Raw genomic sequence first — 26,354 nt, 5'->3', positions numbered from 1 at the left:
CATGGTTTTTCACAGCTTCGCGGCGCAGCCGCCGGAGATCATCTCCGGTCTGATCTATTCGGGTCCGGGTGCTGCGCCCCTGCTGAGTGCGGCCGCGGCATGGTCGGGGCTGGCCACCGAACTGCACGGCGCCGCGTCCTCGTACGGCGCGGTGCTCTCGGGGCTGAGCGGGGGATGGCAGGGCCCGGCCGCGGCAGCCATGGCGGCGGCCGCCGCCCCGTATGTGACATGGCTGTCGACGACGGCGGCACAGGCCGAGGAGACCGCCGGCCAGGCCAGGGCCGCCGCCAGCGCCTACGAATCCGCCTTCGCCGGAATCGTTCCCCCGCCGGTGATCGCCGCCAACCGCAGCGAGCTCGCCTCGCTGGTGGCCGGCAACATCCTCGGGCAGAACAGTGCCGCCATCGCGACCGCCGAAGCCCAGTACGCGCAGATGTGGGCGCAAGACGTCGCCGCGATGGTCGGCTACGCGACGGCGTCACAGTCGGCCACCGAGCTGACGGCCTTCACCGCGCCGCCGCGGACCACCGCAGACGACGGTGCGGCCGGCCAGGCCGCCGCAACCGCCCAGGCGGCGCAGGCCTCGGCGGGCACTACGGCCCAGTCGACGCTCGCCAAGCTGGCGCAGGCCATCGCCGGGTCCCCTTCGCAATACTCCGACGGGGCCGGGGATGCGCTGAACGTCGCGGCCGGGGACCCGGAACTGGCGGGGCTCTACGAGTCGTTCTGGAACTTCCAGTCCTCGGTGGGCTCGGAGGCCACCTGGACCAACGCGGTGGGCGGCACCACCAACCTGGGTATGACGCAGGTCAGGCTCTTCCACAAGATCCAGGGCCCGCCGGCGATCCCCAAATCCGCGCTGGGTGGCGGGCTGATGAGCGCCGGCCCGGCAGCCGTCCCGGCTGCGGGTCTGGCCCGGGGGCTGGCCACCGCGGCCTCGGCGAGTGCCGGCAGCGCCTCGACGGTGGGTGCCCTGTCGGTGCCCCCCAGCTGGGCCACCGCGGCCCCGGCGATCAAGCTGGCCTCCGTTGCCGTGCCGAGCGCCGCGATGGGGGCGGCTCCGGCGGCGCAGCTCGGGGGCCTGTTCAGCCCGGCGGCGCTGGGCGCCCTGACCGGGGGTGCGCTGGGCGGCCCCGCCACCCGGGCGGCCACGCCGGGCGTCAGGGTGGTCGCGGCCAACCCCAAGAACCGCGACGCTCCGGTCAAACTCGATCAGGTCATCGCCCAGCTGCAACAGACGCCCGACGTGGTGCAACACTGGAACGTCGATGAGGCCGGGCTCGACGACCTGGTGGCCAAGCTGTCACTCAAGCCGGGAATTCACGCCGTGCATGTCTGCGCCGAGGACGAGGCGGTGCCCACCGGCCCGCAATCGGCGCTCGGCTGACCCGGTTCGGACGGCCGGCGTATTTCGCCACCACAGGAGGACCGCATGAAAGTGTTGTTCGCCCCGCTTTTCGCGGTGGCGGCGATCGTTGCCGCCGCACCCGCGCATGCCGAACCGGGTGTCGTCGAGGCGAGCGCCGTCGACCCCACCGATTTCATCGCCTCGCTGCACCAGGTGGGAATCACCTTCAATGACCCGGCGCAGGCCGTGGCGGCCGGCCAGGCGGTCTGCGGGCTGGCGGCCAACGGCGAAACCGGGCTCGAGCTTCTCACCGACCTGCGCGAGGCCAATCCCGCCCTGACCATCAACGGTGCTGCCCAGTTCGCGGCGATCGCCGCCAAAACCTACTGCCCGCAGCAACTCGCGCCGGCCAAGTCGGCCAAGTAGGCCAAGTAGGCCACCGTCTCAGAGCTTGACCGCCCGCCAGCGTTGGCGCCCGCCGCCGACCGACACCTCGATATCGCTGAAACCGCTGCGCTGCAACCGTTCCGGAAGCGTCTCGGGGGACACCGGGTTGTAGGTGTCGCGAATGTGCAAGAGGCGGAACGTCGCCGAATGCACGCCGTCACTGCCGGCGAACACGCCGCCCGGCCTGAGCACGCGAAACACCTCGTCGAACAACCGATCCTGCAGTGCGGGCGTCGGGACGTGGTGCAGCATGGTGAAGCACACCACCGAACTGAACCTGTCGGCGGGCAGCGCGGTGTCGGTGCCGTCGCCGTTGATGATGCGCGCCCGCGAGCCGTATTTCTGTTGCAGCCGCTCGGCCATCGGCGGATCGATCTCGACCGCGGTCAACTGCGGCGTCATCTGCACCAGGCAGCGCAGATTGGCGCCGTAGCCCGGGCCGATCTCCAGGGTGTCGTCCCCGAGGTCCACGCCGGCGAGCGCCCACGGCAGCAGCTTGCGTTCGACGCTGCGGGCCCAGTACTGCGAACTGCAGCACAGCCGGTGAACCAGATTCATCGCCATGGCATCTCACGCTAGTCCGGCGGCGACCCGCCGCGCCGCAGTTGCGGCCCAATAGGATCGACCACTGTGGACGCGCGGTGGGTCCTGCACCTGGACATGGACGCATTCTTCGCCTCCGTCGAGCAGCTCACTCGTCCGACGCTGCGCGGGCGGCCGGTGCTGGTCGGCGGGCTGGGGGGCCGCGGCGTGGTGGCCGGGGCCAGCTATGAGGCGCGGGTATTCGGCGCGCGCTCGGCGATGCCGATGCACCAGGCGCGCCGGCTGGTGGGCGCCGCGGCGGTGGTCTTACCGCCGCGCGGCGCGGTATACGGGGTGGCCAGCCGCCGGGTCTTCGAGACGGTGCGCGCGGTGATCCCGGTGGTCGAGCAGTTGTCCTTCGACGAGGCGTTCGGTGAACCGGCCGAGCTGGCCGGGGCCGGCGGCGAAGACGTGCAGCGGTTCTGTGAGCAGTTGCGGGCCCGGGTGCGCGACGAGACCGGCCTGGTGGCCTCGGTGGGGGCCGGTTCGGGCAAGCAGATCGCCAAGATCGCCTCGGATCTGGCCAAACCCGACGGGGTGCGGGTGGTTGCGCGCTCCGAGGAACGGCTGCTGCTGGACGGGTTGCCGGTGCGCCGGCTGTGGGGGATCGGCCCGGTCGCCGAGGAGAAGCTGCACCGGCTGGGCATCGCCACCATCGGGCAGTTCGCCGCGCTGACCGACGCCGAGGTCGCCGACATTCTGGGCGCCACGATCGGGCCCGCCCTGCACCGATTGGCCTGCGGGATCGACGACCGCCCCGTAGCCGAACGCGCCGAGGCCAAACAGATCAGCGCCGAATCCACCTTCGCCACCGATTTGACCACCCTGGAGCAGTTGCGCGCCGAGGTCGGGCCGATCGGCGAACACGCCTACCGCAGGCTGTTGCGCGACGGCCGTGGCGCCCGCACGGTGACGGTGAAGCTCAAGAAGGCCGACATGAGTGTGCTGACCCGCTCGGCGACACTGCCCTATGCGACCACCGACGCCGCCGTGCTGACCTCGGCGGCAGCCCGGCTGCTGCTCGACCCGCAGGACGTGGGACCGATCCGGCTGCTCGGGGTGGGGTTTTCCGGGTTGACCGACGTCCGCCAGGAGTCGCTCTTCCCGGATCTGGCCTTCCCCGAGCCCGCCGCCTCGGAGTCACCGGAAATACCTGCGGCAGAGCCGATTTCCCTGCCGGCTCCGGCGCTGTGGCGGGTCGGTGACGACGTCGTCCACCGCGAGCTCGGGCACGGTTGGGTGCAGGGGGCCGGCCACGGGGTGGTCACGGTGCGATTCGAGACGCGCAGCTCGGGCCCGGGGCCGGTGCGGACGTTTCCGATCGACGAGCCGGGGCTGGCCCGTGCCGATCCGGTCGACAGCCTGGACTGGCCCGGCTACGCCGGCGCGGCGGCAGTCCAGGACGAGCCGTAGATCAGCCCCACCGGCCGATGACGTCGGATACCGGCTGCCCGGCCGCGAGTGCCGCCATCAGCAGGATCCGGGCCTGTGGCGGCCGCAGTCGCGGCACCATCAGCGCGCCCGCGTCCACCAGGGCCCGGCCGGGGCCGTAGTCCGCGCCGACCCGCCCGTCCGGAACCCGACTGGACACCGCGACGACGAGTCCGTCCCGACAGTGCCGCCGCACGCCGTCGACCACAGGCGCCGGCGCATTGCCCGACCCGAGCCCGGCCAAGACCACCCCGCGCGCCCCGGCGGCCGCGCAGGCATCCAGTGCGACGACGTCCGCACCGGCATACAGCGCGACGATATCGACCCGTGGCACGGTGACCGGCGCACCGAGGTAGGGCCGGGTCTTGCCGCTGGACAGGGCGACCCGGTCGTCGACAACGGTGCCCAGCAGCGACCCGGTGAAGCCGGTCAGGCCGGTGATGGTCGCCTTCTGCAGTCCCAGCGGTGCCAGCACCCGGCCGGCGAAGCACATCAGCACCCCCAGCCCGCGCGCCGCCGGGTCCGCAGCCAGGATCAGCGCGTCGCGCAGGTTACCGGGGCCGTCGGCGTCGGGAGCATCGGCGCTGCGCTGCGCCCCGGTGAGCACCACCGGCGCGTCGCCGGTGTAGCCGAGTTCCAGCCACAGCGCGCCCTCTTCGCAGGTGTCGGTGCCGTGGGTGACGACCACCCCGTCGGCCCCGCCGTCCACGGCGGCGTTGACCGCGGAGAGGAGCGCAGCCCAGTCGGCCGGCCCCAGCTCCGAGCTGTCCTTCGCCATCAGGTCCACGACGGTGACGTCGGCGGCGCCGGCATCTGCGAGCAGATCCGAACCGCTGCGGGCCGGCCGCAACGCCCCGTCGCCCTGGGTGCTGCTGGAGATGGTCCCGCCGGTGGTGATGACGGTGAGGCGCGTGGACACCATGCCGCGATCATGCCGCACGCGGGTTAAGGGATGATGGGGGGCGTGACTGACGAGACAACCGACTCGACCGAGCCGGCCGCCGATCAGGCGCCGGAGCCGGCCGCGCCGCCCCGGCGGCTGGGCCTGCTGCTGTCGGTGGCCGCGGTTGTGCTGATGGTCGACGTCGTCACCAAGGTGCTCGCGGTGAAAATGCTGACCCCCGGCCAGCCCGTCTCGATCATCGGCGACACCGTCACCTGGACTCTGGTGCGCAACTCCGGTGCCGCGTTCTCGATGGCCACCAGCTATACCTGGGTGCTGACGCTGATCGCCAGTTCGGTGGTGCTCGGCATCATCTGGATGTCGCGGCGGCTGGTGTCGCCGTGGTGGGCGGTCGGGTTGGGCATGATCCTCGGCGGGGCACTGGGCAATCTGGTGGACCGGTTCTTCCGGGCGCCCGGCCACCTTCAGGGCCACGTCGTCGACTTCCTGTCCATCGGGTGGTGGCCGGTGTTCAACGTCGCCGACCCCGCGGTGGTGGGCGGTGCGATCCTGCTGGTCGGACTCTCGGTGTTCGGCTTCGACTTCGACACCGTGGGCCGCCGCCGCGCGGATGACGGGGCGAAGCGGAGCGATGCCGAGGAGTCGCGCCCTGAGCACCGCCCCGGTGACCAGACCTGATGCGGTCGTGACCGAACGGTCCATGCCGGTGCCGGAGGGGCTGGCCGGTATGCGTGTCGACGCCGGACTGGCCCGCCTGCTGGGTCTGTCCCGGACCGTCGCCGCCACGCTGGCCGAGAACGGCGACGTCGAACTCGACGGTGCCCCCGCCGGCAAGTCCGACCGGCTGGTCGCGGGCGCATGGTTGCAGGTCCGGCTGCCCGAGGCGCCGGCCCCGTTGGAGAACACCCCGGCCGAGGTCGAGGGCATGACCATCCTGTACTCCGACGAGGACATCGTCGCCGTCGACAAACCCGCCGGGGTGGCCGCCCACGCGTCGGTGGGTTGGAGCGGGCCGACGGTGCTGGGCGGGCTGGCCGCGGCCGGCTACCGCATCACCACGTCCGGGGTGCCCGAACGCCAAGGCATCGTGCACCGCCTGGACGTCGGCACCTCGGGGGTGATGGTGGTGGCGCTCTCCGAGCGCGCCTACACCGCCCTCAAGCGCGCCTTCAAGGCACGCACCGTCGACAAGCGCTACCACGCGCTGGTGCAGGGGCACCCCGACCCGTCCAGCGGCACGATCGACGCGCCGATCGGCCGCCACCACGGTCACGACTGGAAGTTCGCGGTCACCGCCGGCGGCCGGCACAGCATCACCCACTACGACACGGTGGAGGCGTTCGTCGCCGCCAGCCTGCTCGACGTGCACCTGGAAACCGGTCGCACCCACCAGATCCGGGTGCACTTCGCCGCCCTTCGGCATCCCTGCTGCGGCGACCTCACCTACGGCGCCGACCCGACCCTGGCGAAAAAGCTCGGGTTGGAACGCCAGTGGCTGCACGCCCGCTCGCTGGCCTTCGCCCATCCCGGCGATGGGCGCCGTATCGAGATCACCAGCGAATACCCGGCAGACCTGCAGCACGCCCTGGACGTTCTGCAGCGCTGATTCAGGGCTTGCGGGCCTCGACGAGCACCCGGGTGGCGTGGGCGACGAACGGGCCCTGCGCCTCGATGAGCTCGTGCATCTGCCGGAGCCGGTCCAGGTGGGCGTCGACCGAGAAGTCCGGCACCGTCCAGATCACCTTGCGCAGGAAGTAGATCACCGCGCCGACGTCGAAGAACTCCGCCCGAAGCCGCTCCGACCGCAGGTCGATGATCTCCATACCGGCAGCCACCGCGTCGGCACGGACCGCCTCCGGCTCGTATTGGGCGCCTTTGCGCGGCATCGGCCCCAGAAAGAACTCGGTGAGCTCCAGCATCGTCGCCGGCCCGATCTGCTGGGCGAAGTAGCGGCCGCCCGGCCGCAGCACCCGGGCGATCTCGTCCCACCAGGTCGCCAACGGGTGGCGGCTGCTGACCAGATCGAATGCGCTGTCGCCGAACGGCAGTGGCGGGCGATCCGGCACGGTCACCACCACCACGCCCCGCGGATGAAGCAGCTCGGTGGCGCGTGCGGCGTTCGGCGGCCATGACTCGGTGGCGGCCATGGTGGGCGGAAACCCGCCGAACTGTTCCAACTTCTCCAGGCCCGCCAGCACCTCGCCGCCACCGGTGTGCAAGTCGACCGCAGCCCCCACACCCGACAGTCGACGCGCCAACTGACGCTGATAGCCCCAGGACGGGCGCTGTTCGGTGGCCCGGCCGTCCAGCCAGGAGAACTCCCAGCCGTCGACCGGCGCGGCGACGGCCTCGGCTACCAGCTCATCGAAGCTGCGCGGCATCGCAGCTGTTAGCTGGAGCCGTTCGCCGACTTCGGCGGCCGGATCTTGAAGGAGATCCGCAGCTTGGTGCGGTAGACGATCCCACCCTTGTCGTCGAGGGTCAGGTCCTGCTCGACGACCTGGGCGACACGGATGTCGTCGATGGTCTGCTTGGCCCGGTGCACCGCCTCTGCCGCGGCGTTCTCCCAGGACGACGGACTGGTCCCGATGATGTCGATCACCCGGTACACGCTCATGTATGTAGCTCCTCCGCTTCAGACGCACCTCAACGTAATGCACGTCGGCGGCCGCTGTCCGCAGAAACGCGCGCGTGTGAAGACACACCCGCCGACACGCCGAGCACCGTCGGTGGCCGGCCATAGACTGGCGGTCCTATGGGATCTTCGTTCGTACACCTGCATAACCACACCGAGTACTCGATGCTCGACGGTGCGGCGAAGATCGCCCCCATGCTGGCCGAGGCGCAACGGCTGGAGATGCCCGCGATCGGGATGACCGACCACGGAAACATGTTCGGGGCCAGTGAGTTCTACAACGCCGCGACCAAGGCCGGCATCAAGCCGATCATCGGGGTGGAGGCCTACATCGCCCCGGGTTCGCGTTTCGACACCCGCCGGGTCCACTGGGGCGACCCCGGCCAGAAGAGCGACGACGTGTCCGGCAGCGGGTCCTACACCCACCTGACCATGGTCGCCGAGAACGCCACCGGGTTACGCAACCTGTTCAAGCTGTCCTCACTGGCCTCCTTCGAAGGCCAGCTGGGCAAGTGGTCGCGGATGGACGCCGAACTGATCGCCGAGCACGCCGAGGGGATCATCGCCACCACCGGATGCCCGTCGGGGGAGGTGCAGACCCGGCTGCGGCTGGGCCAGGACCGCGAGGCGCTGGAGTCGGCCGCGAAATGGCGGGAGATCTTCGGCGCCGGGAACTACTTCCTGGAACTGATGGATCACGGCCTGTCCATCGAACGCCGGGTGCGCGACGGTTTGCTGGAGGTGGGCCGCAAGCTCGGCATACCCGCGCTGGCCACCAATGACTGCCACTATGTCACCCGCGACGCGTCGTCGAACCACGAGGCGCTGCTGTGTGTGCAGACCGGCAAGACGCTCTCAGATCCGACCCGGTTCAAGTTCGACGGGGACGGCTACTACCTCAAGTCGGCCGCCGAGATGCGGGCGCTGTGGGACGACACCATCCCCGGCGCCTGTGATTCCACCTTGCTGATCGCCGAGCGGGTGCAGTCCTACGCCGACATCTGGACCCCGCGTGACCGGATGCCGGTGTTCCCGGTTCCCGACGGACACGACCAGGGGTCCTGGCTGCGCCACGAGGTGCAGGCCGGCCTGGAACGGCGCTTTCCGGCCGGGGTGCCGGCGGAATACACCGATCGCGCCGCCTATGAGATCGATGTCATCTGCGGCAAGGGATTCCCGTCCTACTTTCTGATCGTCGCGGACCTGATCAGCTACGCGCGCTCGATCAATATCCGGGTGGGTCCGGGCCGCGGCTCGGCGGCCGGGTCGCTGGTCGCCTACGCGCTGGGCATCACCAACATCGACCCGATCCCGCACGGCCTGCTGTTCGAACGGTTCCTCAACCCGGAGCGTCCGTCGGCACCCGACATCGACATCGACTTCGACGACCGCCGCCGCGGCGAGATGGTGCGCTATGCCGCCGAGCGGTGGGGCAGCGACCGGGTCGCTCAGGTGATCACGTTCGGCACCATCAAAACCAAGGCTGCGCTGAAGGATTCGGCCCGTGTGCACTACGGACAGCCGGGTTATGCGATCGCCGACCGGATCACCAAGGCACTGCCGCCGCCGATCATGGCCAAGGACATCCCGCTGTCGGGCATCACCGACCCGTCCCACGAGCGGTACAAGGAGGCCGCCGAGGTTCGCACGCTGATCGACACCGATCCCGACGTGCGGACCATCTACGAGACCGCGCGCGGACTGGAGGGCTTGGTCCGCAACGCCGGCGTGCACGCCTGCGCGGTGATCATGAGCTCCGAGCCGCTGATCGACGCGATCCCGCTGTGGAAGCGGCCGCAGGACGGCGCCATCATCACCGGCTGGGACTACCCGTCGTGTGAAGAAATCGGCCTGCTGAAGATGGACTTCCTGGGCCTGCGCAACCTGACGATCATCGGTGACTGCCTGGAGAACATCAAGGCCAATCGAGGGGTGGACCTCGACCTCGATTCCCTGCCGATGGACGATCCGGCCACCTATGAGCTGTTGGGCCGCGGCGACACCCTGGGGGTGTTCCAGCTCGACGGCGGCCCGATGCGTGACCTGCTGCGCCGCATGCAGCCCACCGAGTTCAACGACATCGTCGCGGTGCTGGCGTTGTACCGGCCGGGCCCGATGGGCATGAATGCCCACAACGACTACGCCGACCGGAAGAACAACCGCCAGGCGATCAAGCCCATCCACCCCGAACTCGAAGAGCCGCTGCGCGACATCCTCGCCGAAACCTACGGGCTGATCGTCTACCAAGAGCAGATCATGTTCATCGCGCAGAAGGTGGCCTCCTACACGATGGGCAAGGCCGATGCGCTGCGTAAAGCCATGGGCAAGAAGAAGCTTGAAGTCCTGGAAGCCGAGTACAAGGGCTTCTACGAAGGGATGACGGCCAACGGGTTCTCCGAGCGTGCAGTGAAAGCGTTGTGGGACACCATCCTTCCGTTCGCGGGGTATGCGTTCAACAAGTCGCACGCGGCCGGCTACGGCCTGGTGTCGTACTGGACGGCCTACCTGAAGGCCAACTACCCGGCCGAATACATGGCCGGGCTGTTGACTTCGGTCGGTGACGACAAGGACAAGGCCGCGGTGTACCTGGCGGACTGCAGGCGCCTGGGCATCACGGTGCTGCCGCCCGACGTCAACGAATCCGAACTGAACTTCGCCTCGGTTGGCAAGGACATCCGCTACGGGTTGGGTGCGGTGCGCAACGTCGGCGCCAATGTGGTGGGGTCGCTGATCAGCACCCGAACGCACAAGGGCCGGTTCACCGATTTCTCCGACTACCTCAACAAGATCGATATCGCCGCCTGCAACAAGAAGGTCACCGAATCGCTGATCAAAGCCGGCGCCTTCGACTCGTTGGGGCATCCGCGAAAGGGCCTGTTCCTGGTCCACACCGACGCCGTCGACTCGGTGCTGGGAACCAAGAAGGCCCAGGCGATGGGGCAGTTCGACCTGTTCGGCGGGGGAGATGGCGACAGTGCCGGCGCCGACGCGGTTTTCGGCATCCGGGTGCCCGACGAGGAGTGGGCCGACAAGCACAAGCTGGCCCTGGAACGGGAGATGCTCGGGCTGTATGTGTCCGGGCATCCGCTCAACGGCATCGCGCACCTGCTGGCCGCCCAGGTCGACACCCAGATTCCGGCGATCCTGGAGGGTGACATCCCCAACGACACCCAGGTGCGGGTGGGCGGCATTCTGGCATCGGTGAATCGGCGGGTGAACAAGAACGGAATGCCGTGGGCGTCAGCGCAGTTGGAGGATCTCACCGGCGGCATCGAGGTGATGTTCTTCCCGCACACCTACTCCGCCTACGGCGCCGAGGTCGTCGATGACGCGGTGGTACTGGTCAACGCCAAGGTCGCCATCCGCGACGACCGGATCTCGCTGATCGCCAACGAGCTGGTGGTGCCCGACTTCTCCGGCAATGCCGCGGACCGGCCGCTGGCGGTCAGTCTGCCGACCCGGCAGTGCACCATTGACAAGGTCACCGCACTCAAGCAGGTGTTGACCCGCCATCCCGGCACGGCACAGGTTCAGCTGCGGCTGATCAGTGGGGAGCGGATCACCGTGCTGGAACTGGACCCGTCACTGCGGGTGACGCCGTCCTCGGCGTTGATGGGCGACCTCAAGGCGCTGCTGGGGCCCGGGTGTCTGGGCGGATAGCGGCGATGCGGTCAGGCATCCGCCGGTGCCACCCGCACGATCACGCTGTCCGGCCATAGCGAACGAGTCCTGGTGCGCCGCAACTTGTCCCGGACACTCAGGTCGCGGTGCACGTTGGTGACCCCGGGGATCGGGATCATCGGAATCACGTTCCACTGCCAGCCGTAGCGCCGATGCAGCGTGGCATTGGCCGCCTCGGCTTCGCCACCGGAGAGAATCGTGGCCCGCCCGGCAACGGTCGTGGCGTCGTGACGGGGCCGGCCGCGATAATCGCAGGCGGTCAACTCGACATCCGGGCGCGACGCGAGCCGCCGGGTCTTGGGGCCGATCTTGGTCCGGAACACCAGGGTGTCGCCATCGAGCGCGAACCACACCGGCGTGAGGACGGGCGAGCCGTCGCGGCGGAAGGACCGTAGCAGCGCGTAGCGGGCTTCGCCCAGCACGTGGAGTCGTTGTGCAGACATGACGCCAGTGAACAACCTAGAGTTGGCTCTAAGTCAAGGATGAGGGGATGTGTTGTCGGACCGGCTGACGATCGGTGAGGTGGCCCGTCGGAGCGGAGTCGCCGCGACAACCCTGCGCTACTACGAGCAGGTCGGTCTGGTGGCGCCGCCGGCACGTGTCGGCGGTCAGCGTCGGTACGACGACTCGGTGCTGGCCCGCCTCGAGATCATCGGCCTGTGCAAGTCGGCCGGATTCGCCCTCGATGAGATCCGGCTGTTGTTCGCCGACGACGTGCCCGGACGTCCGGCGAGCCGCGCGTTGGCGCAGGCCAAGCTCGCCGAGATCGACGCCCAGCTGGAATCCCTGTCCCGCGCCCGGGCGGTGATCGAGTGGGGAATGCGGTGCACCTGCCCGTCCATCGACGCCTGTACCTGCGGGATCCATCCGCCGCCGGCACCTGGCGGCGCCGGGATGGGGTGTGAGCCGCAGCGGGGTGTCCCGGCCCGGCCGGAGAGATAAACCTCAACGTAACGTTTAGGTAGGTTTCCTATAACAACACAGCATCACCGGTGTAACGTCTGAAACTTCACACACAACATGTGTGGCTCAGGGGGAAAGGGACCATCTGTGATGTCTGTGCGAAACCGTGTCGTCTCGCTGCTCGGGGGAGCAGCGGCCGCCCTGTTCGCCGGGTTCGTCATGCCGGTGGCGCTCGCGCACGCCGGTGTCGCCGACACCGGCCCTTATGAGACCTGTGCGGGGACGACATGCCTGGTGATGGGCGACTACGAACCCGGTTCCTGGACCTACAGCGGCTTTCGGCCTTTCTTCACCGACTGGAAGGGGGAGCAAGCGTACAACGTCGAGGTGACCGGAGCCGACGGCTCCACGGTCAGCGCGGGCAGCTATGACATCAAGGTGGAGGATTACTGGTCGCAGTTCATGTCCAGCTCCACCTATATCTACGGCGACTTCACGCCGGCCGATGCCACCGTCGACCCGGGCCCGTTCGGCGACCTGACCGGAACCGCCATCTACAGCACCACGTTCGGCAGCACGACCCAGGTGACGATCAACGACGCGGCCAACGGCGCAAGCTACTGGATCGTCACCACGCCGAACTACGTGAACACCGTGGTGACAATGGACGGGGCGTCGCAGGACTACATCCAGTACGCCGGAGATGCGGCCCCCACTCTTTTGTGGAATAGTCTCGATAACTCCAGTTATGTCCCGGTGCCGGACTACCTCATCCCCGATGACCCGTGGTACGGCCTCGACTTCGATCCCAGCGAGTACGCCGCGCTGGCGGGATTCTAGAGCACAACGTAGGGTGGCCAGGCCGAACGCCGCCCGAAAACTCAGTATTAACAAAAAAACTCATCAGACTCTGATGTGGACCCGATAACGCACGTGTAACGTTTGGTCACCTGAGCGTCACAGGTATGCAAGTGCAACAAGCTTAACGGAGGCAGTCATGTGGAAATCGCGTCGTCTTCTTACCCTGATCGGGGTAGGCGCCGCTGCTGGGTTCGCCGCATTGGTGCTGCCGATGTCCGCGGCGAACGCCGCCGGGGACCCTTTCACCGAGGGCGGCCCCTGGGAGACCTGTGACGGGGCGGTCTGCCTGGTGATGGGTAGCCCGCTGGACGGCGACTGGAAGTACGAAGGTGTCCGTCCCGTCATCACCGACTGGAAGGGCGACCAGCCCTACACCGTGCAGTACACCGGGGAAGACGGCAACGTGATCGACACCGGTACCTACAACATCAAGATCGAGGACTACTGGAACTCGTTCTTCTCCACCTCGGCCTACCAATTCGGTGACTTCACGGTCAACCCCGACCTGCCCGAGGACTTCGATCTCAGCGACCTGGGCAATTTCGGCTACCTCGCCGGGTCGTCGATCTACCAGATCCACATCGGAGATTTCACCAACCTGACGATCAACGGGGTCGGACCGCACGAGCTGAACTACTGGGTCATGTCTCTCGGCGACACCAGCTACACCGTGGTGACCGATCCGATCAACTTCACCTCGGCGGGCCTGATCGAGTTCGCCGGCGAAGGCCCGATGCAGATATGGAACAGTCTGTTCCACTCGTGGACCCCTGAGGTGCCGGACTACCTGATCCCCCCGGACCCGTTCGCCAGCCTGGACTTCGACCCGTGCGACTTCCTCGGCGCAGTCTGTGACGGTGTCTGACCTCCGGCGGGCTCAGAACTTGTAGCGCAGCACCCGCGCTTTGCCGGCCAGTGATTTAAAGCGGCCGGCAAGCCGGGTGACCGCTCGGGCCGCGCCGGGAAACGAGTCGACTTCGGCGGCATGCGCCAGGCAGGCCTGCTCGACGAGACGCAGTCGCGGGTCCCAGCGCTCGGGTGTGTGCGGGTCGGTGAAGCCGGGGTTGGCCCAGACGTGGCGAAGCATGCTGAACATGCCCCGCGGTGCGAGCTTCATCGCCAGCGAGCTCATCGCGCCGACCCGGCCGTAGTCGTTGAACGCCAGCTCGCCGGTCTCGAAGTGGTCGATGACGCGTCCCAGCAGGGCGATGACCTGCTGTTCGGTGAGAAAGGCGAACAGGCCGTCGGCGATCACCATGGTGGGCCGGCCGACCGGGATGCCGGCCGTCCAGTCCTCGCTGGTGAGATCGGCCGCGAGGGCGTGCTCTGCGGGCCGGGTCGGCAGCAGTTTGCCGCGCAGCGCAATGACATTCGGTAGATCGATGCTGTACCAGTCGACGCCCGCCGGCGGCTGCACCCGCGCCAGCGGTTCGTTGAGCCCGGCGCCGAGGTCCACCACGACCGCGTCGGCGTTCGCCGCGGTATACCTGCGGACCCGCTCGTCGAGCATCTTGGCTCGCAGTGCCGTCTGCCGCACCACGCTGGCCGGGATCCGGAATCCGGCGAAGTCGTAGTCGATCAGTCCGACGACCCGGTCCGAGAACTCGTCGCCGAGGATCGGCGTGGGCGAGCGGTTGTCGAGGGCGCGGGCGTACGCGGTGAGAAACGCTGTCTGCTCGAGGCGGCTGAACTCGGTGACGGCAATCGGCATGGGCTTCACCGTAGGCGACGCGACGCGATCCGACACGTAAGGGCAAAGCGGACCAACGCCGCCGCGCCGCCGCTAACGTCGTCGCCATGGAATCGCAGCAGGCGACCACCCTCGCGGTGGCGGCTGAAGGGGCGCGTGGCTCGATCACCTTGAACCGGCCCGACAAACTCAACCCGCTGAGCACCGCAACGCTCGAGGAACTGGTGGCCGCGGCCCGCTGGTTCGACGCACGCCCCGCGGTGAAGGTCGTCGTCATCGCCGGCAATGGCCGGGCCTTCTCGGCCGGCGCGGACCTGGCTGCGTTCGCGGCCGCCGCGAACGGCGCGGCGGCGATGCGGGAGGCCGCCGATGCCGGGCGCCGCATGGCCGATGCCATCGAGGCGATGCGGGCGGTGACGGTGGTGCGGCTGCACGGCCACTGCGTCGGCGGCGGGGTGGTACTGGCCGCAGCCTGCGACCTGCGGGTGGCCGCCGAGAACACCCGTTTTTCGATTCCGGAAGTCGACTTGGGCATCCCGCTGGCCTGGGGCGGTGTCCCGCGGCTGGTGCGTGAGATCGGTCCGTCGCTCACCAAGGAACTGGTGATGACCTGCCGGCCGTTCGACGCCGCAGAGGCGAAGGCAGCCGGATTCGTCAACCGGGTGGTGCCCGAGGCGGACCTCGACGCCGCGGTCGACGAGCTGGTCGAGCAGCTGGTCGGCAAGTCTGTGCTCACACTCTGCGGCACCAAGCGTCAGGTCAACGCGGTGGCCGAGGGAATGGTGGCGACCGTGCGCAGCTGGAACGACGCCGACGCGCTGGTGACAGCCCTGCACGATCCCGAGTCGCAGGCTGCGGCGATGGCCTATCTGGAAAAGGTGAGCCGCCGTTGAGGCGGAGGCGAACAGGAGGACGGGATGGCGGATAGTCAGCCGGTGTCGACGCTGTGCGAGGCGTTTCAGCGCACCGCCGCCATCGACCCCGACGCGGTGGCGTTGCGGACCGTCGGCGGCGGGCAGGCGTTGACCTGGCGTGACTATGCCCTCCAGGTGCGGCAGGTGGCGGCCGGGCTGGCCGGCCTGGGGGTGCGGCGAGGCGACACGGTATCGCTGATGATGGCCAACCGGATCGAGTTCTACCCGTTGGAGGTCGGGGCTCAGCACGTCGGCGCCACCTCCTTCTCGGTGTACAACACGCTGCCCGCCGACCAGCTCGGTCACCTGTTCGCCAACGCGGGCACCAAGGTGGTGATCTGCGAGCCGGCCTATGTCGAGACCATTCGTGCCAGTGGAGCGTCCATCGAACACATCGTGTGCCTCGACGGGCGCCCGGTCGGCACCCTGTCGATGGAGGATCTGCTGGCTGCTGCCGACGACGACTTCGACTTCGAATCCTCCTGGCGGGCAGTGCAACCCGATGACGTCGTCACGCTGATCTATACCTCGGGGACCACCGGACCGCCCAAAGGGGTGGAGATGACGCACACCAACCTGCTGTTCGAGGCGGCCGCCCTCGACGCGGTGCTCGGGGTGCGCTTCGGCGACCGGATCACCTCGTATCTGCCCTCGGCGCACATCGCCGACCGGGCGATGGCGCTCTACAACTCCGAGACCGCCGGCGTACAGGTCACGGTGGTGCCCGACGCCCGCCAGATCGGCGCGGCCCTGCCCGACGTGCGACCCACGATCTGGGCCGCGGTTCCGCGGATATGGGAGAAGCTGAAGGCCGCAATCGAATTCACCGTCGCGGGGGAGCCCGACGAGAACCGCCGTGCCGCCCTGCAATGGGCGCTGGCGGTCGGAGCGAAGCGTTCGGCGGCACTGATGGCCGGCGAACCGATTCCCGACGACGTGGCCTCGGAGTGGGCACAGGCCGATGAGCTGGTGCTCTCCAAGCTGCGGGCCAAGGTCGGGCTGGACGAATTGCGGTGGGCGGTGTCGGGCGCAGCGCCGATTCCCAAGGAGACGCTCGGTTTCTTCGCCGGGATCGGCGTTCCGATCTGTGAGGTCTGGGGTATGTCGGAGCTGAGCTGTGTCGCCTCGACTGCGCATCCGCGCGACGCCCGGCTGGGGACCGTAGGAAAGTTGTTGCCGGGACTGGAAAGTCGTATCGCCTCTGACGGTGAGTTCTTGGTGCGGGGGCCGCTGGTGATGCGCGGCTACCGCAGGGATCCGGCAAAGACCGCCGAGGCGATCGACCCCGACGGCTGGCTGCACACCGGCGACATCCTCGAAGAAGACGCCGACGGCTACCTGCGGGTGGTCGACCGCAAGAAGGAGCTGATCATCAACGCCGCGGGCAAGAACATGTCGCCGGCGAACATCGAGAACGCCATCCTCGCATCCTGCCCGATGATCGGGGCGATGGTCACCATCGGTGAGGCGCGGCCCTACAACACCGCGCTGATGGTGTTCGACGCCGACTCGGTCGGACCGTATGCCGCCGCGCACGGATTGGCCGAGGCGACACCGGCCGCGCTGGCCGCCGACCCGGGCGTGATCGGACAGATCGCCACCGGAGTGAGCGCCGGCAACGCCAGACTCTCCCGCGTCGAGCAGATCAAGCGTTTCCGGGTGCTGCCTACGCTGTGGGAACCCGGCGGCGACGAGGTGACGCTCACCATGAAACTGAAACGGCGGCCGATCGCCGCGAAGTACGCCGACGAGATCGACGCGCTCTACGCCGACCAGCCCGGACCGCACATCCACCAGCCGGCACCTTAGGGGAGAGGGCCACGACACCAACGGTTTTCACCTTCGGCCATGGCACCGCGGACGCAGCGGAGATCACGGCCCTGCTGACCGGTGCCGGGGTGGGACATCTCGTCGACGTGCGCACCGCGCCGGGCAGCCGGCACAATCCCGACACCGCCCGCGAGGCGATGCAGCACTGGCTGCCCGAAGCCGGCGTCGGCTACCGGTGGGAGCCGCGCCTCGGCGGTTGGCGACGGGTCCAAGGAGACAGTCCCGACGTCGGGCTGCGCAACGACTCGTTCCGCTCGTACGCCGGTTACATGCGTTCCGACGACTTCCGGGCCGGAATCGACGAGCTGCTGGCCGATGCGGCCCGTCAGCAGGTCGCGGTGATGTGCGCAGAGACCGTGTGGTGGCGTTGCCACCGCAAATTGATCGCGGACTACCTCACCCTGGTGCGCCAGGTGCCGGTACGTCACCTGATGCACGACGGGAAGCTGCGGGAGCATCGGCCGACAGCCGAAGCACGGATCGACGGAGACGTGCTGGTGTATGACGGCCCACCGCCCGAAACCGGCTGACCCCCGATCAGCGGCGCGACGGGAGCAGCGGGCCCAGGATCAGCCACACCGCGGTGCACACGGCGGCCGCGCTCAAGACAGCGGCCGCGGCACTGGCGGTGGCGGCGCCGACGCCCACCAGGGTCACCAGCCCGATTGCCAGCGCGACCACCTTGTAAGCCGGCCAGGGCACACCCGCGATCACTACCTGCTGCGGGGGACGCTCGGCGGTGGTCATAGCGTTAACGGTACGCGATAACCAATTGTTGGGCTAGCCGAAATCTCATGGTCGGGGCGTCGTGTCGGGGCATCCCGCTAGGCTGACGGCATGCCATTGAGCGGAGAATACGCACCCAGCCCGTGGGATTGGTCCCGGGAGAACGCCGAGCAGTACATGAACTCCGGCGGCACCGAGGGCACCACGATGAAAGGCATGCCCGTCGTGCTGCTGACCACGGTCGGCGCCAAGACCGGCAAGCTGCGCAAGACCCCGCTGATGCGGGTGGAACACGAGGGCCAGTACGCGATCGTCGCCTCACTCGGCGGCGCCCCGAAACACCCGGTCTGGTACCACAACGTCACCAAGAATCCGCGGGTCGAACTGCAGGACGGCACGGTCAGCGGGGACTACGACGCCCGTGAGGTGTTCGGCGATGAGAAAGCGCAGTGGTGGGAGCGTGCGGTGGCCGCCTACCCCGACTACGCCGACTATCAGAAGAAGACCAACCGCCAGATCCCGGTGTTCGTCCTGACCCCGGTGGGCTGAAGCCGCTGCTGGGTGGCACCATATTGCGGTGTCCGCCGAACTGCGCCAGAACCGCAATGGTCCCCACTCCGGCCCCTTGAAGGCGGCCGATGTCGACGCGGCGGCCAAGCGAATCGCCGGCGTGGTCGCACCCACCCCGCTGCAGTACAGCGACCGGTTGTCGAGCATCACCGGCGCGAACGTCTACCTCAAGCGCGAAGACCTGATGTCGGTGCGGTCCTACAAGCTGCGCGGCGCCTACAACCTACTGGTCCAGCTGACCGAGGCGGAGCTGGCCGCAGGCGTGGTGTGCTCGTCGGCCGGCAACCATGCGCAGGGGTTCGCCTACGCCTGCCGCTCGCTGGGCATCCGCGGCCGGGTCTATGTTCCCGCCAAGACGCCGAAGCAGAAGCGTGACCGGATCCGCTATCACGGCGGCGATTTCATCGAGCTGATCGTCGGAGGGGCGACCTACGACCTGGCCGCCGAGGCGGCACTGGCCGATGTGGCCCGCACCGGCGCCACCCTGGTGCCGCCCTACGACGACCTGCGGACGATGGCCGGTCAGGGCACCATCGCCGTCGAGATCCTCGACCAACTCGGCGGCGAACCGGATCTGGTGGTGGTTCCGGTCGGCGGCGGCGGCTGCATCGCCGGCATCACCACCTACCTGGCGGAGCGGACCACCGACAGCGCGGTGCTGGGCATCGAGCCCGCCGGAGCCGCCGCGATGATGGCCGCGCTGGCGGCCGGAGAATTGGTGACCCTCGACCACGTCGACCAATTCGTCGACGGCGCCGCCGTCAAGCGGGCCGGGGCACTGCCCTATGCCGCGCTGGCCGCCGCCGGCGACATGGTCTCGGTCACCACCGTCGACGAGGGCGCGGTCTGCACCGCCATGCTCGACCTCTATCAGAACGAGGGGATCATCGCCGAACCGGCGGGCGCGCTCTCGGTCGCCGGCCTGTTGGAGGCCGATATCACCCCCGGTTCCACGGTGGTGTGCCTGATCTCCGGCGGCAACAACGACGTCTCGCGTTACGGCGAGATCTTGGAACGCTCCCTGGTGCACCAGGGCCTCAAGCACTATTTCCTGGTCGACTTTCCCCAGGAGCCGGGTGCACTGCGGCGGTTCCTCGATGAGGTGCTCGGTCCCGGCGACGACGTCACCCTGTTCGAGTACGTCAAACGCAACAACCGCGAGACCGGCGAGGCCCTGGTCGGGATTCAGCTGGGGTCGGCGGCGGATCTGGACGGGCTGCTGGCCCGGATGCGCTCCTCGCAGGTCCACGTCGAGCCCCTGGAGCCGGGGTCGCCGGCGTATCGCTACCTGCTCTGAGCCCGGTTCGGCGCAACTGCACGGCGACGTGGCTCACCGGCTCTTGCACAAGATGATCAGCGAGCGTGCCGTCACGGTCACGGCCTGACCGGCTTCGACCTCGAGTTCGGTGCTGCCGGTGGGATCGGCGGTGTCGATCACCGCCTGCCAGCCTTGGGCGTATTCGGCGTTGGGGGTGACGAAGTCCAGCGGTGTCTCCCCGGCGTTGAAGCACAGCAGAAACGAGTCGTCGATGATGCGCCGGCCGTGGGCATCGGGTTCGGGCAGTGCCTCGCCGTTGAGGAAAACCATGACGCACCTGCCGAATTCGCTGTCCCAGTCCTGCCGGGTCATCTCCTGGGCGGCCGGCGTCAGCCAGGCGATGTCGCGCACTTCGTCGCCGCCGCGGATCGGCCGGCCGTCGAAGAACCGGCGCCGGCGGAACACCGGGTGTGCGGTGCGCAGGGCGGTCAGCGTCCGGGTGAACGCCAGCAGGTCGGCGTTCTTGTCGCTCAGCGACCAGTCCATCCAGGACAGCTCGGAGTCCTGGCAGTAGACGTTGTTGTTGCCGCGCTGGCTGCGGCCCATCTCGTCGCCGTGCGCGATCATCGGGGTGCCCTGGCTGATCAGCAGGGTGGCCATGATGTTGCGGACCTGGTGCGCGCGCAACGCCAGGATGGCGGGATCGTCGGTCGGCCCCTCGACACCGCAGTTCCACGACCGGTTGTAGCTTTCGCCGTCGCGGTTGTCCTCACCGTTGGCTTCGTTGTGTTTCTCGTTGTAGGACACCAGATCTGCCAGCGTGAAACCGTCATGGCAGGTGACGAAGTTGATGCTGGCGCTGGGCCGCCGGCCGGTCGCCTCGTACAAATCCGAGGAACCGGTCAACCGGGAGGCGAACTCGCCCAGGGTCTCCGGTTCGCCGCGCCAATAGTCGCGGACGGTGTCGCGGTACTTGCCGTTCCACTCTGTCCACAGGCCGGGGAAATTGCCCACCTGATAGCCGCCTTCACCGACATCCCACGGCTCGGCGATCAGCTTGACCTGGCTGACCACCGGATCCTGCTGCACCAGATCGAAGAACGCGGAGAGGCGATCGACGTCGTGCAGTTCCCGGGCCAGCGTCGAGGCGAGGTCGAAACGGAATCCGTCGACGTGCATCTCGGTCACCCAGTAGCGCAGTGAGTCCATGATCAGCTGCAGGGTGTGCGGGTGGCGGGCGTTGAGGCTGTTGCCGGTGCCCGTGTAGTCGGTGTAGTGCCGTAGATCGTCCTCATCGAGCCGGTAGTAGGCGGCGTTGTCGATGCCGCGGAAGTTGATCGTGGGGCCCAGGTGGTTGCCTTCGGCGGTGTGGTTGTAGACCACGTCGAGGATGACCTCGATGCCCGCCTGGTGGAAGGTTCGCACCATCGCCTTGAACTCTGCCACCGCCCCGCCGGCCTGGCGGCTGGCAGCGTAGGAGCTGTGCGGCGCGAAGAATCCGAATGTGTTGTAGCCCCAGTAGTTCCGCAGCCCCAACTGCAGCAGACGGTGATCGTGCAGGAACTGGTGCACCGGCATGAGCTCGATCGCGGTCACGCTCAGCGATTTCAGATGCTCGATGATCACCGGATGCGCCAGCCCGGCGTAGGTGCCGCGCAACTCTTCCGGTATCCCGGGGTGGGTCTGGGTCATGCCCTTGACGTGGGCCTCGTAGATGATCGTCTCGTGGTAGGGGGTGCGCGGCGAGCGGTCGGAGGCCCAGTCGAAGAACGGGTTGATCACCACGCTGGTCATGGTGTGCCCCACTGAATCGAGCGCCGGGGGAGGGCCGGAACTCTCGGGGTCGTTCAGGTCGTAGGAGAACAGCTCCGGACCGAAATCGAAATCGCCGTTGAAGGCCTTGCCGTACGGGTCCAGCAGCAGCTTGCCGGGGTCGCAGCGGTGCCCCGCGGCAGGGTCGAACGGCCCATGCACCCGGAACCCGTAATGCTGGCCCGGCCCGACACCGGGCAGATAAGCGTGCCAGATATAGCCGTCCACCTCGTCGAGACCGATCCGGGTCTCGGTGTTGTCGGTGTCGTCGATCAGGCACAGCTCGACGCGCTCGGCGACCTCGGAGAACACCGCGAAGTTGGTTCCGGCTCCGTCGTAGACAGCGCCAAGGGGGTAACTGTGGCCGGGCCAGACCGCGGGGACCGGGCTCACCACCATCCGGTGGCCGGACCCATCTGCCGGCCGAGTTCGCCGGTCATCGTGCGCATGTAGGTGGCCGACAGGTGGTGGGAATCGTGATAGATCAACACATTGCCCTCCACGGCGCGACAGATCTCTTTGTCGCACACCGCATCGGACAGATCCAGCGGCTTGAGCAGCGGGAACCGCTCGACGAAATCGAGGGTGGGATTGCGGTCGACGAGAACCTCGGAGCGTTTGATGCCGCAGGACACCGCGTCACCCCCGGAGGCCAGACAGTCCGCGGGCTGGAACGGTTGACCGTCACGCACCAGCCACGGTGTGTCACGCACCCCGAGAATCGGGATCTTGTGCTCCGACAACTTTTTCCAGATACCGATGTAGGTTCCCGGCATCACGTCGCCGGGTTTGATGTTCCACGGCCGGGTGGCGGTGGTGAACACGAAGTCCGGGTGGTCGGCGATCAACCTGTCCATCGTCTTGCCCACCCACTCGTAGCACTGCGGATAGGGCGCGTTGTTGCCCATGATCAGCGGCACCTTCTCGGTGGACAACGGGCAGCCCATCTTGAGGTAGGTCACCACCTTGAAGTGATGCTTCTGGCCCAGGATGTCCAGGGCGGGCAGCCAGTGTTCGGCATGCGATCCGCCGGCCAGCGCGACGGTTCGGGTGGCCTCCGGGTCACCGTAGGTGCAGTTGATCAAGGCCGGGTTGGTGAAGGTGCTGATGCACCCGTCCCGGGTGGAGCGCGGCAGATCCTTCTTGGCCTCCAGGATGGTGGGCCGCATCCGCAGCTTGGGCACTCGCTGATGCTTGATCAGAGCGCGGGCACCCGGGTAGTCGTCCTTGCTGAGCTTGGCCAGCTCCGTGCCGCTGGCGCGCTGAACGGTGACGTGTTCGCGCCAGGTGAACGAGGTTGCGGTCAGGGCCACACCCAGCAGCACCACCGTCGAACCCAGCGCCAGAGTCGGCCGTTTCCACCAGCCCGCCGACGGCTTGCGCCACGGAATGGTCAGCACCGGAGTCGGGCCGGCTCCGGCCGGCGCACGGTAGCGCAACGGGTCCTCGACCAGCCGGGTGGTCAGGTAGGCCAGCACGCCGGATAGCAGCAAAATGCCCGCGCCTTCGAGCACCGAGGCATGCCGGTGGCCGGTGTAGGACAACCAGAAGATCAGCAACGGCCAGTGCCACAGGTACAGCGAGTACGCCATCGCCCCCAGCGTCACCAGCGGCCCGGCGGCCAGCCACCGGTTGGGCCACGGCAGTTTTCCGTTGGTGCTCGGGTGGGCGTGCCGGTTGGCCCCGGCCAGGATGAGTGCCACCGTGGCGCCGACCGGCACCAGCGCCCAGGGGCCGGGGAACTCCTGCACGCCTTCGATCAGCGCGCCGCAGCTCAGGATCGCCGCCAGCGCCAGGGTGGCCACCGCGGTTCGCAGCCACATCGGCCAGCGGATGTAGGGGATGAGCGCCCCGGCCAGCACGCCCAGCAGCAGTTCCCAGGCGCGGGCGAAGCTGTTGTAGTAAGCCAGGGCCTGGTTGGACTGGTGCGCGACGATCGCGTACCAGAACGACGCCACGGTCAGCGCGGTGAGCAGCACCACGAAGGCGGAGCGCAGGCGGGTGCGCAGCAGGCGCCGGAAGGCGTACGCGAAGCCGAAGATCAGCAGCAGGAAGCTGAGGTAGAACTGGCCCTGCACCGACATCGACCAGATGTGCTGCAGCGGACTGACCGCCTCACCGGCGCGCAGGTAATCCGAGGCGGTGCGGGCCAATTCCCAGTTCTGGTAGTAGCCGAGGCTGGCCAGGCTCTGGTCGGCGAAGGTCTCCCAGCGGGTCTGCGGCTGAATCCAGATGGTCAGCGCCGCGCAGCCGGCCAGCACCACCACCAGGGCGGGCAGCAGCCGGCGAACCAGCCGGATCAGGTCCGGCACCGGTGACAGCGACGAGGACGGGTTCAGCGCGACCCGCAGCAGCTTGCCGCCGAAGAAGAATCCGGACAGCGCCAGGAAGACATCCACCCCGCCGGACACCCGCCCGAACCAGACATGGAACACCGCCACCAACGCGATCGCGATGCCACGCAGCCCGTCGAGGTCGTGGCGGTAGAACCCCGTTTTACGGGTTCCCATCGCGGCGACCGACCCCGGCGCCGGACCGGATCCGGAAGCGGGTGCCGCAGCAGGTGTTGCCGCCGGTCGCGGCGGGGACAGGGCAATCATGATCGCCCGATAATCTACCTAACGGGACTGGCGAAACCGCATTCCAATCGCTGTGACGTCGACCGGGTGTCTAGGGAATCACCCGGGTCAAATAGGGAACCATGTTGGAGGTGCGGGCCGGCGAGACCGTGACCGCGGGGCTGGTGCCCTCGATCATCTGGTTGTTGCCGAGGTACAGCGCGACACTCTGGCTGCCGCCCGGCCCGTAGCAGAGCAGGTCACCGGGACGGGCCTGCGCCGGCGGGACCTTCTGCCCGACGCTGCACTGCTCGCCGGAGGTGCGCGGCATCTTGATCCCGGCGCCGGCGAACGCGTACTGGATCAGGCCGGAGGCGTCGAATCCGACGGTGGTGGTGTCCGGGATGTCCGCGGTGGGCGCCATCGGCATTCCCGGCAGACCGGGAGCGGCGGCGGTGCCGCCCGGGAGGCCGGTGCGGCCCGAGACATCGGTCAGGGCGCTGCGGGTGGTGGCGGCCCTGGCCCGGGCACTGTTGGTGGGGCCGGAGACGTCCCCGCCGCCGTAGACGTAGGGCACCCCGCGCTGCGACAGCGCGCGCTGGATCACCCGGTCGATGAGTGGGCTTTGACCGGATTGCGAGATCGGGTCGGCGCCGGCGGGTCCGGCGGCGCTCAGCGCCGGGGCCAAGGCCGCAGCCAGTGCGATCGCGGTGGCACAGACGCGTTTCATCGGAACCCCCTTCTCGGGTCGTTTACCACAGCAGCATCATTCGCCACTTCTGTCACATAGCCTACCGGCGCTTACGCTGCTTGCGCCGCGGCTGGTGAGAAATTCCGCAACCTGTGACCGAACGGTTACGCCGTACCCGCCGGCATTACTGTCGTCAGTCATGGCCGCGTTGACTCCCGAGCAGATCAGCGCCATCGACACCGCCCACCTGTGGCACCCCTACAGCACGATCGGCACCCAGACGCTCGCCCCGACGGTGGCGGTGGCCGCCCGCGGCACATACCTGACCCTGATCGTCGACGACGCACCGGTCGACGTGATCGATGCCATGAGCTCCTGGTGGACCGCGATCCACGGCCACGGTCACCCGAGCCTGGACGCCGCGATGACCGCGCAACTGGCCACCATGAACCACGTCATGTTCGGCGGGCTCACCCACGAACCCGCCGCGCGGCTGGCCCGGCTGCTGGTCGACATCACCCCATCCGGGCTCGACACGGTGTTCTTCTCCGACTCCGGTTCGGTGGCGGTGGAGGTCGCGGTGAAGATGGCGCTGCAGTACTGGCGCGCCCGCGGACGTCCCGGCAAGCACCGGCTGATGACCTGGCGCGGCGGCTACCACGGCGACACGTTCACCCCGATGAGCATCTGCGACCCCGAGGGCGGCATGCATTCGCTGTGGCGCGACGTCTTGACCGCGCAGGTGTTCGCCCCGCAGGTGCCCCGCGACTACGACCCGGCCTACAGCGCCGCGTTCGAGGCGCAGCTGGAACAGCACCGCGATGAGCTGGCGGCGGTGGTCGTGGAGCCGGTGGTGCAGGGCGCCGGCGGGATGCGCTTTCATGACCCGCGCTACCTGGCGGATCTGCGCGAGGCCTGCACCCGCCACGGCGTGCTGCTGGTCTTCGACGAGATCGCCACCGGGTTCGGCCGCACCGGTGAGCTCTTCGCCGCAGACCATGTGGGCGTCAGCCCCGACATCATGTGCGTCGGCAAGGCCATGACCGGTGGCTACCTCAGCCTGGCCGCCACCCTGTGCAGCACCGAGATCGCCCACACCATCAGCGGCGGGGAGGCCGGCGCACTGATGCACGGCCCCACCTTCATGGCCAACCCGCTGGCCTGCGCGGTCTCGGTGGCCAGCACCGAACTGCTGCTGGGCCAGGACTGGCGCTCCTGCGTGGCCGGGATCGGTTCCGGGCTGGCCGCCGCCCTGGAGCCGGCCCGTGACCTGCCCGGCGTCGCCGACGTGCGAGTGTGCGGCGCCATCGGGGTCATCGAGTGCGACCGGCCGGTGGACCTGGCAGTGGCCACGCCCGCCGCGCTGGCGCAGGGGGTATGGCTGCGCCCGTTCCGCAACCTGGTTTATGCGATGCCGCCTTACATCTGTACCGCCGACGAGATCGCCCGGATCGGCGCCGCGATGGTCGGTGTGGTGCGTGCCTTAACCTGAACGGTGTTCAACCGTCGTCGA

Annotated in this window: 25 protein-coding genes; 15 read left to right on the top strand and 10 right to left on the bottom strand. The window is 68.4% G+C overall.

The window, feature by feature from the left end; all coding sequences use genetic code 11:
• Position 1: 1 nt before the first annotated feature.
• Together BST28_RS00605 and BST28_RS00600 are read left to right on the top strand one after the other, a co-directional pair.
• Positions 2-1,387 carry a PPE family protein gene (locus BST28_RS00605; RefSeq protein WP_083079427.1) on the top strand — a complete coding sequence of 462 codons (1,386 nt, stop codon included), beginning with the start codon at positions 2-4 and terminating at the stop codon, positions 1,385-1,387.
• Positions 1,388-1,432: 45 nt separating this feature from the next.
• On the top strand, positions 1,433-1,774 hold the full coding sequence (locus BST28_RS00600; RefSeq protein WP_083079425.1) for a DUF732 domain-containing protein: 342 nt from the start codon (positions 1,433-1,435) through the stop codon (positions 1,772-1,774).
• An 18-nt stretch (positions 1,775-1,792) separates the two neighbouring features.
• Here BST28_RS00600 and BST28_RS00595 read toward each other — a convergent pair whose 3' ends face one another.
• Positions 1,793-2,359 (bottom strand): class I SAM-dependent methyltransferase, encoded by a 567-nt coding sequence (locus BST28_RS00595; RefSeq protein ID WP_083079423.1) that lies wholly within the window; start codon positions 2,357-2,359, stop codon positions 1,793-1,795.
• Positions 2,360-2,425: 66 nt separating this feature from the next.
• Between BST28_RS00595 and BST28_RS23090 the strand changes: the two genes are divergently transcribed.
• On the top strand, positions 2,426-3,790 hold the full coding sequence (locus BST28_RS23090) for a DNA polymerase IV (RefSeq protein WP_109560602.1): 1,365 nt from the start codon (positions 2,426-2,428) through the stop codon (positions 3,788-3,790).
• A 1-nt stretch (position 3,791) separates the two neighbouring features.
• Here BST28_RS23090 and BST28_RS23085 read toward each other — a convergent pair whose 3' ends face one another.
• Positions 3,792-4,730 carry an asparaginase gene (locus BST28_RS23085; RefSeq protein ID WP_019736719.1) on the bottom strand — a complete coding sequence of 313 codons (939 nt, stop codon included), beginning with the start codon at positions 4,728-4,730 and terminating at the stop codon, positions 3,792-3,794.
• Positions 4,731-4,772: 42 nt separating this feature from the next.
• Between BST28_RS23085 and lspA the strand changes: the two genes are divergently transcribed.
• Positions 4,773-5,390 (top strand): signal peptidase II, encoded by a 618-nt coding sequence (gene lspA / locus BST28_RS00585; protein WP_043336319.1) that lies wholly within the window; start codon positions 4,773-4,775, stop codon positions 5,388-5,390.
• A gap of 7 nt (positions 5,391-5,397) precedes the next feature.
• Positions 5,398-6,318: an RluA family pseudouridine synthase gene (locus BST28_RS00580; protein ID WP_019736717.1), complete on the top strand. Its 921-nt coding sequence runs from the start codon at positions 5,398-5,400 to the stop codon at positions 6,316-6,318.
• Between the two features lies 1 nt (position 6,319).
• Here the strand turns inward: BST28_RS00580 and BST28_RS00575 are convergent, their stop codons facing one another.
• Complete coding sequence (locus tag BST28_RS00575) at positions 6,320-7,093, bottom strand: methyltransferase domain-containing protein (RefSeq protein WP_019736716.1); 774 nt, start codon at positions 7,091-7,093, stop codon at positions 6,320-6,322.
• An 8-nt stretch (positions 7,094-7,101) separates the two neighbouring features.
• Positions 7,102-7,329, bottom strand: a complete 228-nt coding sequence (locus tag BST28_RS00570; RefSeq protein ID WP_019736715.1) for a dodecin family protein — start codon at positions 7,327-7,329, stop codon at positions 7,102-7,104.
• Positions 7,330-7,467: 138 nt separating this feature from the next.
• Here BST28_RS00570 and dnaE point away from each other — a divergent pair, with 138 nt between their 5' ends.
• On the top strand, positions 7,468-11,007 hold the full coding sequence (gene dnaE, locus BST28_RS00565) for a DNA polymerase III subunit alpha (protein WP_083079421.1): 3,540 nt from the start codon (positions 7,468-7,470) through the stop codon (positions 11,005-11,007).
• A gap of 11 nt (positions 11,008-11,018) precedes the next feature.
• Here dnaE and BST28_RS00560 read toward each other — a convergent pair whose 3' ends face one another.
• On the bottom strand, positions 11,019-11,471 hold the full coding sequence (locus BST28_RS00560; RefSeq protein WP_083079419.1) for a PPOX class F420-dependent oxidoreductase: 453 nt from the start codon (positions 11,469-11,471) through the stop codon (positions 11,019-11,021).
• Between the two features lie 52 nt (positions 11,472-11,523).
• Here BST28_RS00560 and BST28_RS00555 point away from each other — a divergent pair, with 52 nt between their 5' ends.
• From BST28_RS00555 to BST28_RS00545, 3 genes are all read left to right on the top strand, one after another.
• A complete protein-coding gene (locus BST28_RS00555) occupies positions 11,524-11,970 on the top strand; it encodes a helix-turn-helix domain-containing protein (protein WP_083079555.1) in 447 nt (148 codons plus the stop codon).
• Positions 11,971-12,081: 111 nt separating this feature from the next.
• Positions 12,082-12,771: a hypothetical protein gene (locus tag BST28_RS00550; protein ID WP_133054274.1), complete on the top strand. Its 690-nt coding sequence runs from the start codon at positions 12,082-12,084 to the stop codon at positions 12,769-12,771.
• Between the two features lie 157 nt (positions 12,772-12,928).
• Entirely contained in the window at positions 12,929-13,657 is a 729-nt protein-coding gene (locus BST28_RS00545; protein WP_133054273.1) for a hypothetical protein, read from the top strand.
• A 12-nt stretch (positions 13,658-13,669) separates the two neighbouring features.
• Here the strand turns inward: BST28_RS00545 and BST28_RS00540 are convergent, their stop codons facing one another.
• Positions 13,670-14,503, bottom strand: a complete 834-nt coding sequence (locus BST28_RS00540; RefSeq protein ID WP_083079413.1) for a class I SAM-dependent methyltransferase — start codon at positions 14,501-14,503, stop codon at positions 13,670-13,672.
• An 86-nt stretch (positions 14,504-14,589) separates the two neighbouring features.
• On the opposite strand from BST28_RS00540, the gene BST28_RS00535 reads away from it, so the two are divergent.
• From BST28_RS00535 to BST28_RS00525, 3 genes are all read left to right on the top strand, one after another.
• Positions 14,590-15,375 carry an enoyl-CoA hydratase/isomerase family protein gene (locus BST28_RS00535; RefSeq protein WP_083079411.1) on the top strand — a complete coding sequence of 262 codons (786 nt, stop codon included), beginning with the start codon at positions 14,590-14,592 and terminating at the stop codon, positions 15,373-15,375.
• A gap of 24 nt (positions 15,376-15,399) precedes the next feature.
• Complete coding sequence (fadD11, locus tag BST28_RS00530) at positions 15,400-17,205, top strand: fatty acid--CoA ligase FadD11 (RefSeq protein WP_083079409.1); 1,806 nt, start codon at positions 15,400-15,402, stop codon at positions 17,203-17,205.
• Between the two features lie 62 nt (positions 17,206-17,267).
• Positions 17,268-17,756 carry a DUF488 domain-containing protein gene (locus BST28_RS00525; protein WP_083079553.1) on the top strand — a complete coding sequence of 163 codons (489 nt, stop codon included), beginning with the start codon at positions 17,268-17,270 and terminating at the stop codon, positions 17,754-17,756.
• A gap of 7 nt (positions 17,757-17,763) precedes the next feature.
• Here BST28_RS00525 and BST28_RS00520 read toward each other — a convergent pair whose 3' ends face one another.
• The gene (locus tag BST28_RS00520) at positions 17,764-17,973 is read right to left on the bottom strand and encodes a hypothetical protein (protein ID WP_019738190.1); all 210 of its coding nucleotides are present in this window, start codon (positions 17,971-17,973) and stop codon (positions 17,764-17,766) included.
• 90 nt (positions 17,974-18,063) lie between these two features.
• On the opposite strand from BST28_RS00520, the gene BST28_RS00515 reads away from it, so the two are divergent.
• Together BST28_RS00515 and ilvA are read left to right on the top strand one after the other, a co-directional pair.
• A complete protein-coding gene (locus BST28_RS00515; protein WP_083079407.1) occupies positions 18,064-18,501 on the top strand; it encodes a nitroreductase family deazaflavin-dependent oxidoreductase in 438 nt (145 codons plus the stop codon).
• Positions 18,502-18,529: 28 nt separating this feature from the next.
• Positions 18,530-19,819, top strand: a complete 1,290-nt coding sequence (ilvA, locus tag BST28_RS00510; RefSeq protein ID WP_083079405.1) for a threonine ammonia-lyase IlvA — start codon at positions 18,530-18,532, stop codon at positions 19,817-19,819.
• 33 nt (positions 19,820-19,852) lie between these two features.
• Here ilvA and glgX read toward each other — a convergent pair whose 3' ends face one another.
• The 3 genes from glgX to ripD form a co-directional block, all read right to left on the bottom strand.
• The gene (gene glgX, locus BST28_RS00505) at positions 19,853-21,991 is read right to left on the bottom strand and encodes a glycogen debranching protein GlgX (RefSeq protein ID WP_083079404.1); all 2,139 of its coding nucleotides are present in this window, start codon (positions 21,989-21,991) and stop codon (positions 19,853-19,855) included.
• Complete coding sequence (gene sucT, locus BST28_RS00500; protein ID WP_420093414.1) at positions 21,982-24,192, bottom strand: acetyltransferase SucT; 2,211 nt, start codon at positions 24,190-24,192, stop codon at positions 21,982-21,984. Before sucT ends, glgX begins: the two co-directional genes overlap by 10 nt.
• A 70-nt stretch (positions 24,193-24,262) precedes the next feature.
• Positions 24,263-24,880, bottom strand: a complete 618-nt coding sequence (gene ripD / locus BST28_RS00495; RefSeq protein ID WP_083079400.1) for an NlpC/P60 family peptidoglycan-binding protein RipD — start codon at positions 24,878-24,880, stop codon at positions 24,263-24,265.
• 160 nt (positions 24,881-25,040) lie between these two features.
• On the opposite strand from ripD, the gene bioA reads away from it, so the two are divergent.
• A complete protein-coding gene (gene bioA / locus BST28_RS00490; protein WP_109560601.1) occupies positions 25,041-26,333 on the top strand; it encodes an adenosylmethionine--8-amino-7-oxononanoate transaminase in 1,293 nt (430 codons plus the stop codon).
• Positions 26,334-26,354: the final 21 nt, after the last annotated feature.

The organism is Mycolicibacter kumamotonensis (assembly GCF_002086285.1).
GTDB lineage: Bacteria > Actinomycetota > Actinomycetes > Mycobacteriales > Mycobacteriaceae > Mycobacterium > Mycobacterium kumamotonense.
Note: the sequence above shows the minus strand (reverse complement) of the source record. Positions and strands in the feature narration are given on the sequence as shown.